This is a genomic window from Tolypothrix sp. FACHB-123 (genome assembly GCF_014697075.1).
GTDB lineage: Bacteria > Cyanobacteriota > Cyanobacteriia > Cyanobacteriales > Nostocaceae > Aulosira.
Window position 1 is genome coordinate 205,280 of the sequence record NZ_JACJRE010000002.1, and the last position, 16,234, is coordinate 221,513.

Genomic DNA, 16,234 nt, shown 5'->3' on the forward strand with positions numbered 1-16,234 from the left:
CGTAGGTGAGCAACTGAATCTAAATGCTGAACTTCAGATTTGGTAAGGAGATTACCGCTCACCAAGTAATAGAAATTTTAAAACGAGGCTCTACAGGTAAATTCCTATCTGGATAAGGGTTTCATTTGTTACTATGGCGAAAGTGATAAAAGAGGGCTATGATGTTAGGTTGCTAAATTACAGATTAATGGCTCGCTGAATAGATATGATACAACCTGAATTTAAACCTTTAATTGAAATATTAACCAACAAATTGTTCAGAATTCCTGAATACCAACGTCATTACAGCTGGCAACAAAAGCAAAGAAATGAATTATTTGAAGATATCAAAAAACTTGAGAAATCAAGGGAAAAGTATGAAGACAGGATGCATTTCATGGCAACTGTTGTTTGCTTAAAAACAAAAGATAGAGAGCAAGTTGGTTCTAATACTTTCTATATTTATGATGTTGTGGATGGGCAACAACGTTTAACAACTTTAGTTATTTTATTAAAAGCTATCAGTATTAAATTGACTGATGACGACCAAAATGATGAGGCGAGAGAGTTAACTAAATTATTAGTAAAAGATTCAGGACGACTGATTATTCTTCAAAATAATCATGACAATAGATTTATTTTAAGAAATTATTTAGAAAATGGTAATAAACCAGATAAATCTGATATAAAGACTGTGGCTGATCGTAATCTATCAGAAGCAATTAAAGATTGCGAAAAATTTGTCAATTCTAATGTCAATTCAGTAAATCTGCTTGCATTAATAAAAAACCATCTCTATTTTATTTTTCAATCATTGGAAGATAAAGGTGCGGTATATACAATTTTTGAAGTTCTGAATAGTCGGGGGCTAGATGTTGACTGGCTAGACAAATGTAAAAGTTTATTAATGGGATTACTTTATGAATATGCAAGTAGTCCTGATAATGATACTCTATTTAGCCAACACTTAAATGAACTTCATAGCTATTGGTCTGAAATATATAGAGAAATTGGTCTGCAAAACATTCCAGGGCATGAAATAATACGATTTGCTGCAACATTAAAACAAGAAAGTGACGCAGGAAGACCAATTAGTTCAGAGGATGCACTTGATTTTTTTAAAGAAGACTGCGTAAAAGAATCAAGTAATGATTTAATAATAAATAAGATTATTAAAAATACAGTTTGGTTGAAAGAAATTACCTCTTGCTTATTTAAATTGTATTCTGATAAAAGAAGAAAGGCAGTTACTGACATTACACAAGCCAGATTGTTAGCTGTAGCAATTATGCTCAGAAAAGACTTAAGAGAAGAAGAGAGGAACAAACTTCTTGAGCAATGGGAACGTACTTCCTTTAAAATTTATGGTCTTTTCAGAAAAGATTCACGTACAAAAGTTGGTGATTATGTACGTGTAGCAAAAAAAATCAGAAGAAATGCTAGTGCAAGTGTTACCGATTTGCTGCTTTCCATAGCCGAAATAGGTAGCGATTTTGATATTAATCTAGCTGCTGAAGAACTGAAAAAACATGACTTTTATAGTGACTGGCAAAAAGAACTAAGATATTTCTTTTTCAGATATGAAGAACATTTAGCCAGAAACAATGGTAGTCAACTTGACTCAATTATTTGGAATGAGATATGGGAATCAAATCTGAACGATACGGTAGAACATATTTTACCGCAAGATAAGAGTAATGTTTCATGGCAACACTTTACAGAAGATGAACATAAGGAATTCTTACATTCTATTGGTAATCTTTGTTTACTTTCACCGAAATTAAACTCAGAAGCAAGCAATAAAAGCTTTAGTGATAAAAAAGAAACATATAAGAAAGCTAAACTAATTTCTATAAATGAAATTATTTTTAATAATGCTACAGAGCGTAGTATGTGGGATAAAGAAGCAATCAAACACAGAACTGAAAATTTAACTAAATTTGCTATAGAACAATGGAAGGATTTATAGGTTTCTGGTAAATGATTTTATATTCTACACATCACTAGATAAGCTAAAAATGAGCGATCGCATCGCGCTTATTTCAGCTTTAAGTAGTGCTAGGTTAAAAAATATCCAATTAACTAAGTTTGTTCAGTTTTATGGCTGTAAATTATCAAGACATTATTACGATTGAACCAGGAAAGCGAGGTGGTAAGCCTTGTATTCGAGGTATGAGAATTACTGTATATGATGTTTTGTCATATCTTGCATCTGGTATGACATACGAGGAAGTACTGAATGACTTTCCTTATTTAACACAAGAAGATATTTTAGCTTGCTTAAGCTATGCAGCTGATAGAGAACAGAAAATGCTGATAATGCAAGCATGAAGTTACTATTTGACCATAACCTATCACCTTCCTTAGTAGATAAACTTGCTGATATTTACCCAAATTCTCAGCATGTTGTTGTCTTGGGTTTGGATCGAGCAGACGATAGAATTGTGTGGGAGTATGCGCAACAAACAGGATTTACTGTTGTTACCAGAGATGCTGATTTTAATGAATTGAGTGTTTTGCGAGGATTTCCACCCAAAGTAATTTGGATTCGTCGGGGTAATTGTTCGACAAATCAGATTGAAGAAATTTTGCGATCGCATTTAGAGGATATTCAAGCCTTTGAAAAAAACCCAAGTTTGGGAGTTTTGACACTTTATTAGAGTAACTTGTAAAGCATAATATGGAACCTGAGTATGATTTTAGTCAAGGTAAGCGAGGGGCAATTCAATCTACACCACCAGGAAAAACTAGAATTACAATTCGCTTAGATGATGAAATACTGACATGGTTCCGTGACCAAGTTAACGCAGCAGGTGGAGGAAATTACCAAACTTTAATTAACGATGCATCGCATGAGTATATTCAGCAGCGCCGTGAACCATTAGAAGAAATATTACGGCGAGTTTTGCGAGAGGAACTAGATCGCATAAGAAAATGAAATAGCGATCGCCTACACAAGATTCACATAAATAAAATTATCCCAAATTGTAGGGGCGTGGTTTCCCCGCCCTTAACAACATCCACGAACAAAGAAAACCATTCTTTAAGTTAATTGTAGCCTCAAAAAATCAATAAATTCCAGCAATTCTGTATCAGAGAGATGATAACGCGATCGCTTTCCATATCTCTGTTGTAAATATTCTCTTCCCTGCTCTGGTGACCAATTTAATTGGTCTAAATATATATCGCTTTGAGCAATAAAACTTGCACGAACTTCTGACATATCTATATTATTAGATATTTCCTGATGCTGTTTATCTTTATGTTGCAAATTATTAATTTTGAGACTAACTTTTTGCCCTAAAGCTTGCCAATCTATTTCTCTATGACCATCCCAACTCACGCCTATAGAACGAAAAGTGACGGGATTATAAATTGTACAAAAAACAATAGTTTTCTCTCCAGGACTAACAGCAATAGTCAGTGGTTTAATTAACTGTTCATAAGTCAAAACATCAAGTGAAAGTAACAAACTTTTGGAAAAATAAGATTCGCTTCCCGATCGCACAATATAGGGCTTATCTGCCAAAATATGTAAATCCGTTTTTTCAGCTTCTCCATAAGAAGTTTCTACTTTCTTATTCACTTCTATTCCTGTAATTAACCCAGTTAATGCTTTGTCATAAATTGGTATTTGTTTTTGCTCATCGGATAACATATACCAACAGTGGTCACTTTCTTTGCTGACAAAAACATACTGAGGCTTAGGGATAGAGCCGAACCCTAATTTTACTTTCATAGCTTTGGTGATGTTTTGGTAAAGAGAATTTAGGAGCAATTTTCGCTAAATTGCGCCGTTTAGTGATTATTTCCTTTACAGATATAATTCCCACATCATCGAGCTATTTAACAGAAAGTTATGCCAATTTTAAATTAAATTTTCCGGTTCTATGCCTAAATCTTTCAATCTCGCTGTTAATAATAGCACCTGTTGTTCTGCCGCTAACCGACGCTGTGCTTGAAAATTGGCTTGTTCTTCTGCTTCCTGAATACGTTCATCTGGCGTGAGTAATTTTTCTCCATCCTCGTCATACCAGTACAACCACTCTCGTACAATCCCTTGATAAATTCCCCGTTCTTGACCAATTCCTAAACCAATTTGTGGTAACCAAACAGGACTACCTGACATTAATAAATATTCACCATCTACAAGTTGGTAAACTTCCAAAGCTGGCTTTTTACGACGGAAAGGATTGTAGATAACATAGTATAAAATGCCTAACTGTTTGGCATAAAATTCTTTTTTACTGCTGTATTCTCCCTGATGGATTTGGGACACAACTTCTAAAGCCAAAATTGGCGATCGCTCTTCTTCCCATAAAACATAACTTAAGCGTAAGCTTTCATCAATAAAGCGCTTCACTCCCAAGCTCAGAAATCCATTCGGGACAAGGGCTGGCTGGTTAGGGTCATAATAAATACCCATATTCACCCCAAAAAACCAATCCCAACGTTCTGACCAGTTTATCGCCAGAGTACTTTCGAGTAGTGCAGGGATGAGATGTTGTAATTGATTATCCACAGGAGTGTCATCAGAATTGGGTAATTCTTCGGAAGATGGTAAACAGTGTAACGGGTTGTAGTTTAACATAAGCGTTATGGTAAATGTTGACTTTATATAGATTGTTGCAAACAAAGCGTAATTAAATATAACTAGCAAGGGATGTCATTAGTCATTATTCATTGGTAGAGAGTGCAAGACTATTTAAATTTTGTAATATAGTCTGGGTTATTTACACCAACTTACTTATGACACGCGCAGCGCCATAAAAAAGAGCGGGTTTTACCCGCCCTCAAATTAATAGTCATATTAACTATTAATCTCGTTCTAATTACCAATTTCTGGCGCAACTAAAGAAACTTTGGGTACTTCTTTTTGCTGTGCTAATGTTGGCACTGAATTACGTAACCTTTCTGTTAACTGTACTGTTGTAGAGTCATAAATCTGAGTTAACAGCTTAGGATAGAAACCAATACCAATAATTGGTACTAACAAACAGGCAATGATAAAGACTTCGCGTGGTTCTGCGTCTATCAAAGCTTGGTGAGAAACTAATTCTTCGTTCTCTTGTCCATAGAAAATTTCGCGTAACATTGACAGCAAATAAATTGGCGTTAAGATCACCCCAACTGCCATCAAAAATACTACAATGACTTTAAATGTGGAGTTATATGCATCGCTGGTAGCAAAGCCTACAAACACCATTAATTCTGCTACGAACCCACTCATTCCTGGCAAAGCTAAAGAAGCCATTGAACAGGCAGTAAACATAGCGAAAATTTTTTGCATCTTCTTGCCGACACCACCCATTTCATCCAACATCAGGGTATGTGTCCGGTCATAAGTTGCACCGACAAGAAAGAACAAACTTGCCCCAATCAAACCGTGGGAAACCATTTGTAATACTGCCCCACTTAATCCCAAATCTGTGAAGGAGGCAATACCAATGGTGACAAAGCCCATGTGAGAAATTGAGGAGTAGGCGATTTTCCGCTTCAGGTTACGCTGGGCAAAAGATGTCAGGGCGGCGTAGATGATATTAACTACCCCCAATACCACCAAGACGGGCGCAAAATAAGCGTGGGCATCGGGTAGCATTTGGGCATTCATCCGAATTAAGGCATAACCACCCATTTTCAGGAGAATACCAGCCAGTAACATATGCACAGGGGCTGTAGCTTCACCGTGAGCATCTGGGAGCCAGGTATGTAAAGGAATGATTGGCAACTTAACAGCGTAGGCAATCAGAAACCCAGCATATAGTGCTAGCTGGAAATTGAGAGCGAAGTCCTTAAGAGCAAGCGCCCTCATATCGAAAGTTACTGTATCGCCGTAAAATCCCATTGTCAGGGCAGACAGCAAAATAAACAGCGACCCGCCAGCGGTGTACAAAATAAACTTTGTCGCCGCATATTGCCGCTTTTTGCCCCCCCAAATTGACAGCAGGAAGTAGATTGGCACTAGTTCCAGTTCCCACACCAGGAAAAATAACAGCATATCCTGGACAGCGAACACGGCAATCTGACCGCCATACATTGCCAGAATCAAGAAGTAAAATAACTTCGGCTTAAACGTTACAGGCCAGGCTGCTAAAATTGCCAGCGTGGTAATGAATCCAGTCAAAATAATCAGGGGCATTGATAAGCCATCTGCCCCTACTGACCAATTCAAATCCAGCTGTGGTACCCAGGGGTAACTCTCGACCAACTGCAAATCGGGATTTGAGAAATCGTACCCAGTATAAAAAGCGTAAACAATCAGTGCGAAATCTATCAGCCCTACAATCAGGGAATACCAGCGCACTGTTTTGCCGTCTTTATCTGGGATGATGGGAATCAGTAGCGACGCGGCTATTGGCAACAGAATAATCGTCGTCAGCCACGGGAAATTAGCTGTATTCATCGCAATTCGTCTGCAATCAAAAACGTTTTTGGCAAAAAGTCACTAGCTATTAAGTAGCAGCTTTTTCGAGATTTGCTCTCCCTTGTTAGGTTGATTTAACAAAAATGGCAATCTCCTATTTTTTATTTTGGGAGTCTTTTTTGACAGTTGGGGGTGCGGAATGTGGGTTAGGATACTCCCCATCAAGTCAAAAATTTACCCTAAAAAAGCCGCTAAACTATAATTCTAGCGATCGCGTGACTGAGTTTGCTGTATCCCAACAGGTCTTATGATAATCGAACAAATTAAAAGTCAGATTCGTTATGTCACCAACTTAGATGGAGAAACAACAGATGTACTCGTTCCTCTAGAACTTTGGCAACATCTGAATAAGTTCCATAAATTCTGATAACGTCAGTGGTTTAGCTTTGATTGAGGAACAAGAGCCAAAAGCGCAAATATTAGCCGATTTGCAAGAGTCAGTGCGACAAGTAGCATTAGGAGAAACTTTCCCAGTTTCAGAGCTTTGGGACTATAGTAAGCGATTTGATTGAGTTTTTTTTAGTAAAATAGACAAGGAAAGTTGATAAGGGAAATTCGATTATGTCATCTCCAGCGATCGCTACTGTTATTAAGATGATGGAATCTTTATCTGAAGATGTGCAAGAAAGAGTTGTAGAACATCTCCGAGAGTACCTGGAAGATTTGCAAGATGAATTGAAATGGAATAAATCATTTAAGAAAACTCAACAACAACTAATTACATCTGCCCAATCTGCTAAAAGAGAGATTGCAGAAGGACTTGCAAAACCAATGAACTATGAAAATTTATGAAGTCTGCAACTCTTCCTTCTTTTTGGGATAAATATCAGTCTCTTGAAAAGCAAGTTAGACAGAGTGCAAGAAAAGCTTATCAGCTATGGAGAGAAAATCCTTTTCATCCGTCTTTGCATTTCAAATGTATAAATAACGAGGAGAATATTTGGTCTGTCAGAATAACTCGCAATTATCGAGCAATTGGGGTTTTGGAGGGTGACACAGTTACATGGTTCTGGATAGGTAGCCATGACGATTATGAAAGCTTTTTTTCACAACACGATCGCTATTTGATTTACCACTTATAATAAAATTTCATATTTTGAATAACACATCGCTAAAGCAGAAACGCCAATAAGAAAACTAAGCTGCATATCTAATAATTTCTAATTCTGCTCCATTATTAATAGCTGACTCTGCTTTTTGTAAAACCTGTTCGGTAACTGCATCACTTAAATAATATTCACCACAGTTATCACAAATTTCTGCTGGAACTTTTTTAAGACAATAATACATTCATCTCTTTCTAATGTCACAGTTACTAAACCAGGTTTATTTTCTCCATGATGAAAAATTACGCATTTCATCATCTTTTTCTCCTAGTTTTAAAACCATCTAACCAAATATTAGCATCAGGAATATAAGCTATTACTACATATCCTGTATCTGTAGCTTCGTCGTAGGAAAATACAACATGAATCGGTTTACCTTCTATAAAATCTAATATTAGATAACTGGGGTAGGGTGTATAATCAGGATTTTCTTCTAAGTAAGCCGTGGTGAAAATTTACAACTATGTAACAAAGAATTAAGCAGAATAATTTGAGTTAAATTTAACACGTTGTGTACTGTAGTTTCCTTTTTACCGCGACGTAAAACAATATTATGGGGTTTAATATCCCGATGAATCATCCCGTATTGTTGGTGAATATATTCTAAAGCCTGTCCGATTTGGTCAATAAACAACAGCGCATCATCTTCTGATAATTGCCCATATTCATCAACATAATCATTCAAATCTGTACCATCAATAAACTCCATCACCATTCCCCACAGCCCATCTTCCTGAATCATTTTATGGACTTTGACAACATGGGGATGAGAAAAAGCGCGGAGATTAAAAGCCTCATTAACAAATCTTTCCTGTTGCTTAGGAAAATCTTTAGCCCTTTGTCGCTTCCCGTTAAGGGTTTTCATAGCGACTAACTCCCCAGTGCTTGTTTCTATCGCACTATAGGTAATACCAAAACCACCTTCACCCAACACATCTTGAATAATATATTTACCATCACTGATAGATTGATTGGGTATCCACATACGTAGATGTAATAATAAATATTTTTATACATTACATGGCAATTTTAGATCAAATAAACGTATATGGCTTGTATTAAAAAATCTTGTCATCTTTTCAGATACAACTCTCAATTACTCTCTGCGACTCTGCGCCTCTGCGTGAGATAAAAAATAATGTAGGGGCGGACAGCCCGCCCACCCCTATGAAAATTAGGTAATACCAAAGAAAATCACTAAACCCAAAACTGCCCCAAAGATAATCAAGGCATAAAATTGAGCGCGACCATTTTCAAGATATTTCAATCCTTCACCACTCACAAGGGTGAAAAAGCCGGTGAGGTTAACAGCACCATCAACGACCCGGAAATCAACTTCCATGACTTGTCTAGCTAGGCGACGCAAGCCGACGACAAAGACGCGATGGTAAATGTCATCAAAGTACCACTTGTTGAGGGAAAGCTCATAAAGTGGTTTGATTTTGGATGCGATCGCACTTGGGTCAATTTTACCCCGCAAATACATCAAGGAAGCCAAGGTAATCCCAATCAAGGAAATGCCTACAGAAGCCCCTGCCATAATGTAAAATTCCGTCGGATTAAACTCGGCGGCTTTTTCCAGTACTTCACTCAAGGTTTCTGTCGGTGGGAAGATGAATTGCTCAAAGTAGTTGGCGTATGGTGTGCCTACTAAACCAATCAAAATTGAAGGCACAGCTAAAACTGCCAAAGGTAGGGTCATTGTCCAAGGTGACTCATGGGGAGTATCACTGTGATGTCCATGAGAGTCATGGGAACCATGATGATCGCCTGTGGCTGCTAATTCGCCTTTCTTCATCGCCCCAGGCCCAAAAGTCGGGGCTGGTTCTCCTGATTCTAATTCCAGGATAATTGTCGATGCTTTCTTGAGCTTGGCTTTGATTTTCTCGTCAGTACCCCGGAATTTGCCTTCAAATGTCATGAAATACATTCTAAACATATAGAAAGCGGTAATCCCGGCAGTTAGCCAGCCAATCAACCACAAAAATGGGTTAGCTTCAAAGGCCTTGCCAAGAATTTCATCTTTTGACCAGAAACCAGCGAACGGTGGCACACCAGAAATTGCCAAGCAACCAATCAAGAAGGTAATCCCGGTGACTGGCATATACTTGCGCAATCCGCCCATGAGGCGCATATCCTGGGCTAATGCGGGGTCGTGACCGACAACGCCTTCCATACCGTGAATCACCGAACCAGAACCCAAGAACAGCATCGCCTTAAAATAGGCGTGGGTCATCAGGTGGAATAATCCAGCACTATAGGAACCTACTCCCATTGCCATCACCATGTAACCTAATTGGGAAATGGTGGAGTAAGCTAAGCCTTTTTTGATGTCATTTTGGGTAATAGCAATTGATGCTCCCAAAAACGCCGTAAATGCACCCGTAAAGGCAATTACGTTCATGGCGGCGGGAACGTGTTCAAAAACGGGGTACATCCGGGCAATGAGGAACACCCCGGCGGCAACCATTGTGGCGGCGTGGATTAAGGCGGAAATCGGGGTAGGGCCTTCCATCGCATCCGGTAGCCAGACATGGAGCGGAAATTGAGCTGACTTGGCTACTGGGCCGAGGAAAACTAAAATCGCCAACAGGACAGCGAGGAAATTGCTGATTGAACCTGATTGTACAAGTTCGCCCAGGCGATCGCCCATTACACCAAAATCAAAGCTGCCTGTTGCCCAAAATAGCCCCAAAATGCCAAGTAGGAGACCGAAGTCCCCTACACGGTTGGTGACAAATGCTTTTTGGGCTGCGTCTGCTGCTGACTTGCGATCGTACCAAAAACCGACCAGCAAGTAGGAGCACATCCCTACCAATTCCCAAAATACGTAAACTTGCACGAGGTTGGAACTGACTACCAGACCCAACATTGAGGAACCAAACAAACTGAGATAGGCATAAAACCTGACGTAGCCCGGATCATGGGACATGTAGCCATCGGTGTAGACCATGACTAAGAAAGCTACTGTGGTCACAATCACCAGCATCACGGCTGTGAGGTGGTCGATTGTATAGCCCATACTCAGATGAAAATTCCCTGCTGCTGCCCATTCTAGGGTGCGGACATAGGTGGGATGTCCTTGAATTTGGCTCCACAGCAAGGTAATCGACAGCCCCATCGCTGCTCCCATTAGGGAGATAATTACCGCAGCGTTCAGCTGTCGTAGGCGGTTTGTCACCTGATTTATCGAAATTAACCCTAGACCGACCAGCATTGCCCCAAACAAAGGCAATACAGGAATCAGCCAGGCATATTGATAGATTACTTCCATCACTGACGCTTACTTTTAGGATTCTTGACTAAGTTAGAACAGCGCTGCCAAAGGTCTTCAGCAGACTGGGACAGAGAGACAAGTGTGTAGGCACTGCTTTTGTGGATTGGGTCGCCAGTCTTGATTTCCTTGGGAGAAGCCGCAAAAAATCGCGGTTCTAGGTCATAGGCGACTGCGATCTTCGCATCTTCACTTTAAAGCAATCTCCATTGCAGTCAATTATCCGTCCTCAAGCAACTGTCTATGTCGAACTGTTAATAATTGTGACACAATCCCTCTAGCATAAAATACCCCACCAGGAAGTCTTTAGGTGGGGTGTTAAGGTTGGTTTTAGATTTGCTTTACTAAATTGATAGTTAATTATCAATGGTCAAGAGTTCTAATACTTAATTTTGTGTATTGACTTTCGACCTTTTTTATGTTATCTACGTCCTACATCCACTGTTTTAGCGCTACTGTAGGGGGAGTAACGCTTGTTGTAGTTAAGTTTTATCTCTTCTAAAGCCAGACGTAAGTCGTCTCTGCCACGAAAACCCTCAAGACGATATTGAATGGTGCCATTTTCAATTAACAGTAAAGTTGGTAATGACTTCAGGCGATATGTCGTAGACAATTTAAAATTTTGGTCAGCGTTAACTCCGACTAATTTAATTTGGTCACCACATTGAGTCTGAAATTGCAACAACAAAGGGTGGATAATGCGGCACAAACCACACCAAGGTGCTTCAAAATTCACTAAAACCGGAATAGGAGATTCTAAAACTTCTTGAGTAAATGTCCGCTCACTAACCGACAACACCATGACGCCTCTAAATTTATAGGGTTTTTATATCAAACTAACTATCGACAAGTGATATTGGCAAGCCATTAACTGTCGATAGACGCTCTGTGGGCACAAATAGTTTAGACAAAAATTGATCGCGTTGATTGCGGCGCTGATAAAAAAGCCACCGTAAATATCGCTTTGGCTTTTGGAAATGCTTAATTGTTGGTAGTCACTGCTACTGAGGTATGCAAGCTAAGCTAGTCATCTGTCGGTAGTTTTGCGGCTTTATTTCTATTTCAGCCTGAAAACAGGCGCTTGCAGATTATTTGCCACGAACTCTGACTATTGACCCTGGATAAAATCTTCCTGTCATAATTGACGTGAAGAGGTTTAATCCCTAGCGAAAATGATTGAGCAGTGAGTAATAACATAGAATCTCAAACTGACTACATGCACCCCCACTGGTAGCTATTTGAATTTATCCTACATTGATTTGGTAACAATTGATAAGTTGTAATTTTCATCAATTTGAGTAGTATCTGTTGATAGCGGGGATCGCCTAAAACTACCATGTTAACTTACTAGTTGCGGATAATAACAGGGGGTGCGACCACCAAAGTAAACACACAAAAATCGCAACTCCTAAATAAGCAGGACGAAGAAATTCTGACCACTTCAGAGATTGACGACCGTCAATAATTGCCGCGAAGGGAATAATAGAAGTTCGCTGTTTCACACTTGCAAAAGCTTCACCATAACGTTGACTTAGGCGACGATCCCCGTGCCAAACACCAAACAAATGATGCAATACTAAGCCAATTGAGGTCACTAGGGTAAAGGTCGTACCCAACCAGAGAGTATGGGCAACACACCAAATGATCTGCCCTACCATTTGCGGATGACGGGTAATGCGAATAATGCCAGTTTCGTAAAGATGAACCTGGGGCTTTTGAATCGCCGCAATCTCTAGTAGATTGAAGGTGGCAGGATACAAAAATAAAAAAGAAATCGCTGACAGCACCCAAACTAAAATCTGGATACCGACTACATCCTGCACCTGCCAAAGTTGCAAACCATCATAACGGTGATTAAAAAAGTAAATAATTAATATTACAGCCAAGGGCAGGCTGACTAAGGCAAATAAAATTCGGTAAAGCCTTGGCCCAATTCGTTTTTCTGCCCAAGGACGGAGCGCTGCGCCCCCGCTGTGAGCGATCGCAAAAACTAACTGTAGCCCCAATATGACAAAATGACTGGGGGTTAACCAAGAAATCAGCATCATAACTTATACGTAAGTGAAGTAAATTAAAGAAAACTTAGTACAGTACAACCAATACCACAAAGTATTTAAACGGGGACTTTAGTCAAGATGTTGTGCTACTGTCTTTTCCGAGTCAAGCTTCCAAGTTTAAGATGCGATTAATCATACCGAGAAACCTGGGTGTGAAATGCTGATTTCTTGTCAAAGCCGCTCCTTTCTTGTTTGTGGGTTTAGCCTATGTCTGACCTTCCTTTCACTTTAGATCAGTTACGTATTCTCAAAGCGATCGCTGTAGAAGGGAGCTTCAAGCGCGCCGCTGATAGTCTTTACGTATCCCAGCCTGCTGTCAGTTTACAAGTGCAAAACTTAGAACGGCAGCTCGATGTCCCATTATTTGACCGTGGAGGACGCCGTGCCCAATTAACCGAAGCCGGACACCTACTGCTGAGTTATGGGGAAAAAATTCTCAGTCTCTGTCAAGAAACTTGTCGCGCGATCGAAGATTTACAAAATCTCCAAGGCGGTACTTTGATTGTCGGTGCTTCCCAAACCACTGGCACTTATCTACTCCCAAGAATGATCGGCATGTTTCGCCAAAAATATCCCGATGTCGCAGTACAATTACATGTCCATTCGACTCGCCGGACAGCTTGGAGTGTTGCCAACGGACAAGTAGATTTAGCGATCATTGGCGGCGAAATTCCCGGTGAATTAGCAGAATCTTTAGAAATTATTCCCTACGCGGAAGATGAGCTGGTGCTGATTCTACCTGTCTTTCATCCCTTTAGTAAACTTGAAACTATCCAAAAAGAAGACCTTTATAAACTCCAATTCATCACTTTAGATTCGCAATCAACTATCCGCAAAGTCATAGATCAAGTACTAGCCCGCTGTGAAATCGATACCCGGCGTTTTAAAGTTGAAATGGAATTAAATTCCATAGAAGCAATTAAGAATGCCGTGCAATCTGGTTTAGGGGCGGCTTTTGTTTCCACATCCGCGATCGCTAAAGAGTTGCAAATGGGCGTATTGCATTGTGCTCCCATTGAAGGCGTCGTTGTCAAGCGCACGCTGTGGCTGATTTTTAATCCTAATCGCTATCGCTCCAAAGCAGCAGAGGCTTTTAGCCAAGAAATTTTGCCCCAGTTTGCCACTCCAGGATGGAACCATAATGTATTAAAATTGTCGCAAAAAAATTTAATGCTGAATACATTGGAGATAGTGACACCTGCGATCGCTGACGAAGACTGACTTTTAGTAAATAGTTATTAGTCATTAGGAGGCTAGTAAAATGAGGCAGTGCAGTTTTGGGGAGCCACTGCGTTACAAAGCCAGTCGCGTAGTTAAGCAGTCCGGTCTTGGGGGTTTTCCCCAGGAAGAACTACCGCACATGGTTTCCCGACTTGAGCGAACTGGCGTGAGGTAACCTCCGTTGTAGCAACTGGCGTCGGGTTTTTTGGCTTGTAGACACCCGAAGGGTGGCTTCCCGCAGGGTAGCAAGTAGCATAATTTCCCCCATGAGTAACTGCCGACAGGGTTCCCCAACTTGTCGCAATTGCTGTTCAACATAGGGGTTATCGTTTCCTCTTTGGTGTTAGTTTTTTTGCACCAGAAGAGGGTTTCCTCAGAGTAGCTACTAGGTTTAGTCCCTTGCCAATCAGCAAGTGGCGTATGCTTCCCATGAGCAACTAGCTAGCCCAAAGGTCATGTGTCATTAGTTAAACAAACTATAACTGCGGCGTGGTATTCCCAAGTAGGTATCGCACCTTCATGGGTTTATTTGCTTGTCAACGCTTTACTGCCGCTACCTGTGCATTCTAGCCTTCCATCTCGTTTGGCTACACACAGCAGCTAATATCGTTTTAATCAGGCTGTTGAATATTGGCTGTTCCAAAAAAATACCAGGGTAGATTATTTATTTACACCACGCTGTACGATGGACTACTGACTATGGACTTTTGACTATGGACTCTTGACGAATAACTAAAATGGAAGTTTACTGCACTCGTCCACGCTGTCCCCGTCCACAAAACTATTTTGCGGATTTAGATGATAACACAACCCTAAAAACAGCTCAGCAAAAATACTGCACTACCTGTGGAATGCCATTAATGCTAGATGGGCGCTATGTTCCCATCAGGCTATTAGGTAGGGGAGGGTTTGGAGCCGCATTTTTAGCCCGCGATCGCCGAATTCCCGGAATGCGCCAATGCGTAGTTAAGCAGTTTCAACCTACAGGTAACTTAGGCTCTCATCAACTACAAGTAGCCCAACAACTATTTGAAAGAGAAGCAGAAGTCCTCGCAGAAATCGGTAACGAACACGAACAAATTCCCGACTTGTTCGCGTTCTTTCCGATCGCAGTTCCCAGCTTGCAACCAGGACAGCAAGACCAGTTTTTTTACTTAGTCCAGGAATATATTAATGGACAAAATCTGGAAGAAGAATTAATTACCAAGAGTAGGTTTTCGGAAGCAGAAATTTTAGAAGTACTGCAAGAAATACTCAAAGTCCTCAAATTTGTTCACAATCGCGGCATTATTCACAGAGATATCAAACCTTCTAATATCATGCGCCGTCGTGATGGCAAAATTTTTTTGCTAGATTTTGGTGCAGTGAAGCAAGTAACTAATTCCCCGGCAATTTCTTCTACAGGTATTTATTCTATAGGCTATGCACCACCAGAGCAGGTAGCAGGCAATCAGGTATTTCCATCTACAGATTTATACGCCTTAGCTGTAACTGCGATCGCTTTGCTAACTGGTCAAGAAGCAACTAAGTTGTTTGATGGCTACAGTAACCAGTGGAAATGGCGCACACAAGTTAATATTAATCCTCACTTAGCTGATATTTTAGACAAAATGCTCCTGCCTGCTGCCAATCAACGCTTTGCATCATCTCAAGAGGTGCTAGATGCATTAGCAGGATTAGATCAACCACACTTGATAGTACCTACACAAATTAAACCCACATTCCTCAACGCTTCAAAAGGTTCTATCCGCGTCGCTTCACAATCACCAACCGCTATACCAGCTTTTTCTACATGGGAATTGTTAGGAGGAGCAGCCTTTAGTGGTTTTGAAGGGGCGTTAATTGGGATTGCTTGTTTTAGTTTGATACGTCACCCCATCATTACTCTAAGTATTTCATTTGGAATTTTGGGAATACTGATTTTTGCTCAAACAAGAAGGTGGATTGAAAAGTTAGATTTATTAATCATTCCAGCTATTTCTTTTGCTATTATTTCTTTTATCCCACTCTTGCGCGCACAACTGGGCATTCAACAAATATTGATATTAGCATTTGTATCTACTTTAGTAAGTATTTCACTCACTGCACTATTTCGTCTGATCTATAAATTACTTTCTTTAATTCTTTAAGCTTGTTCGCTGTAACAAATAATAATTTTGGTTTTTAGTAAAAT

At 40.0% G+C, this 16,234-nt stretch carries 19 protein-coding genes; 10 read left to right on the forward strand and 9 right to left on the reverse strand.

All coding sequences use genetic code 11. The features are described 5' to 3' along the window. Nucleotides 1-205 precede the first annotated feature (205 nt). The 4 genes from H6G41_RS02240 to H6G41_RS02255 all read left to right on the forward strand — a co-directional run bounded on the left by H6G41_RS02240 (nt 206) and on the right by H6G41_RS02255 (nt 2,917). The gene (locus tag H6G41_RS02240) at nt 206-1,948 is read left to right on the forward strand and encodes a DUF262 domain-containing protein (RefSeq protein ID WP_190743194.1); all 1,743 of its coding nucleotides are present in this window, start codon (nt 206-208) and stop codon (nt 1,946-1,948) included. A 131-nt stretch (nt 1,949-2,079) separates the two neighbouring features. Continuing rightward, nucleotides 2,080-2,310, forward strand: a complete 231-nt coding sequence (locus H6G41_RS02245; RefSeq protein ID WP_190743196.1) for a DUF433 domain-containing protein — start codon at nt 2,080-2,082, stop codon at nt 2,308-2,310. Beyond that, the gene (locus tag H6G41_RS02250; RefSeq protein ID WP_190549507.1) at nt 2,307-2,639 is read left to right on the forward strand and encodes a DUF5615 family PIN-like protein; all 333 of its coding nucleotides are present in this window, start codon (nt 2,307-2,309) and stop codon (nt 2,637-2,639) included. Before H6G41_RS02245 ends, H6G41_RS02250 begins: the two co-directional genes overlap by 4 nt. A gap of 20 nt (nt 2,640-2,659) precedes the next feature. Next, a complete protein-coding gene (locus tag H6G41_RS02255) occupies nt 2,660-2,917 on the forward strand; it encodes a BrnA antitoxin family protein (protein WP_190743199.1) in 258 nt (85 codons plus the stop codon). 105 nt (nt 2,918-3,022) lie between these two features. Here the strand turns inward: H6G41_RS02255 and H6G41_RS02260 are convergent, their stop codons facing one another. The 3 genes from H6G41_RS02260 to ndhD1 form a co-directional block, all read right to left on the reverse strand. Continuing rightward, entirely contained in the window at nt 3,023-3,718 is a 696-nt protein-coding gene (locus H6G41_RS02260) for a hypothetical protein (RefSeq protein ID WP_190743201.1), read from the reverse strand. A 129-nt stretch (nt 3,719-3,847) separates the two neighbouring features. Further along, the gene (locus H6G41_RS02265; protein ID WP_190743202.1) at nt 3,848-4,570 is read right to left on the reverse strand and encodes a Uma2 family endonuclease; all 723 of its coding nucleotides are present in this window, start codon (nt 4,568-4,570) and stop codon (nt 3,848-3,850) included. Nucleotides 4,571-4,807: 237 nt separating this feature from the next. Further along, a complete protein-coding gene (gene ndhD1, locus H6G41_RS02270) occupies nt 4,808-6,382 on the reverse strand; it encodes a photosynthetic/respiratory NAD(P)H-quinone oxidoreductase subunit D1 (RefSeq protein ID WP_190743205.1) in 1,575 nt (524 codons plus the stop codon). A 407-nt stretch (nt 6,383-6,789) separates the two neighbouring features. Here ndhD1 and H6G41_RS35625 point away from each other — a divergent pair, with 407 nt between their 5' ends. Genes H6G41_RS35625 through H6G41_RS02285 form a run of 3 tightly spaced genes read left to right on the forward strand, consistent with a single transcriptional unit; the run spans nt 6,790 to nt 7,485 of the window. After that, nucleotides 6,790-6,915, forward strand: a complete 126-nt coding sequence (locus tag H6G41_RS35625) for a hypothetical protein (RefSeq protein WP_277877997.1) — start codon at nt 6,790-6,792, stop codon at nt 6,913-6,915. 49 nt (nt 6,916-6,964) lie between these two features. Then, nucleotides 6,965-7,195, forward strand: a complete 231-nt coding sequence (locus tag H6G41_RS02280) for a hypothetical protein (RefSeq protein WP_190743207.1) — start codon at nt 6,965-6,967, stop codon at nt 7,193-7,195. Continuing rightward, nucleotides 7,192-7,485, forward strand: a complete 294-nt coding sequence (locus H6G41_RS02285; protein WP_190743209.1) for a hypothetical protein — start codon at nt 7,192-7,194, stop codon at nt 7,483-7,485. Before H6G41_RS02280 ends, H6G41_RS02285 begins: the two co-directional genes overlap by 4 nt. A gap of 55 nt (nt 7,486-7,540) precedes the next feature. On the opposite strand, the gene H6G41_RS02290 is transcribed toward H6G41_RS02285, so the two are convergent. The 6 genes from H6G41_RS02290 to H6G41_RS02310 form a co-directional block, all read right to left on the reverse strand. Further along, a complete protein-coding gene (locus H6G41_RS02290) occupies nt 7,541-7,693 on the reverse strand; it encodes a YgiT-type zinc finger protein (protein ID WP_242037782.1) in 153 nt (50 codons plus the stop codon). Between the two features lie 70 nt (nt 7,694-7,763). Next, entirely contained in the window at nt 7,764-7,964 is a 201-nt protein-coding gene (locus H6G41_RS36145; protein WP_374939405.1) for a DUF4258 domain-containing protein, read from the reverse strand. Further along, nucleotides 7,943-8,494 (reverse strand): serine/threonine-protein kinase, encoded by a 552-nt coding sequence (locus H6G41_RS02295; RefSeq protein ID WP_190743211.1) that lies wholly within the window; start codon nt 8,492-8,494, stop codon nt 7,943-7,945. The genes H6G41_RS36145 and H6G41_RS02295 overlap by 22 nt, the downstream gene beginning before the upstream one ends. Before the next feature lie 189 nt (nt 8,495-8,683). Further along, nucleotides 8,684-10,783, reverse strand: coding sequence for an NAD(P)H-quinone oxidoreductase subunit 5 (locus tag H6G41_RS02300; protein ID WP_190743213.1), 2,100 nt, complete (start codon nt 10,781-10,783; stop codon nt 8,684-8,686). 421 nt (nt 10,784-11,204) lie between these two features. Then, on the reverse strand, nt 11,205-11,585 hold the full coding sequence (locus tag H6G41_RS02305) for a co-chaperone YbbN (RefSeq protein WP_190743215.1): 381 nt from the start codon (nt 11,583-11,585) through the stop codon (nt 11,205-11,207). Nucleotides 11,586-12,114: 529 nt separating this feature from the next. After that, nucleotides 12,115-12,831, reverse strand: a complete 717-nt coding sequence (locus tag H6G41_RS02310) for an NnrU family protein (RefSeq protein WP_190743217.1) — start codon at nt 12,829-12,831, stop codon at nt 12,115-12,117. Between the two features lie 216 nt (nt 12,832-13,047). Between H6G41_RS02310 and H6G41_RS02315 the strand changes: the two genes are divergently transcribed. The 3 genes from H6G41_RS02315 to H6G41_RS02320 all read left to right on the forward strand — a co-directional run bounded on the left by H6G41_RS02315 (nt 13,048) and on the right by H6G41_RS02320 (nt 16,190). Continuing rightward, nucleotides 13,048-14,061 (forward strand): LysR family transcriptional regulator, encoded by a 1,014-nt coding sequence (locus tag H6G41_RS02315; protein ID WP_190743219.1) that lies wholly within the window; start codon nt 13,048-13,050, stop codon nt 14,059-14,061. 40 nt (nt 14,062-14,101) lie between these two features. Then, nucleotides 14,102-14,236 carry a hypothetical protein gene (locus H6G41_RS35630; protein ID WP_277877999.1) on the forward strand — a complete coding sequence of 45 codons (135 nt, stop codon included), beginning with the start codon at nt 14,102-14,104 and terminating at the stop codon, nt 14,234-14,236. Nucleotides 14,237-14,798: 562 nt separating this feature from the next. Further along, the gene (locus tag H6G41_RS02320) at nt 14,799-16,190 is read left to right on the forward strand and encodes a serine/threonine-protein kinase (RefSeq protein ID WP_190743221.1); all 1,392 of its coding nucleotides are present in this window, start codon (nt 14,799-14,801) and stop codon (nt 16,188-16,190) included. Nucleotides 16,191-16,234 lie beyond the last annotated feature (44 nt).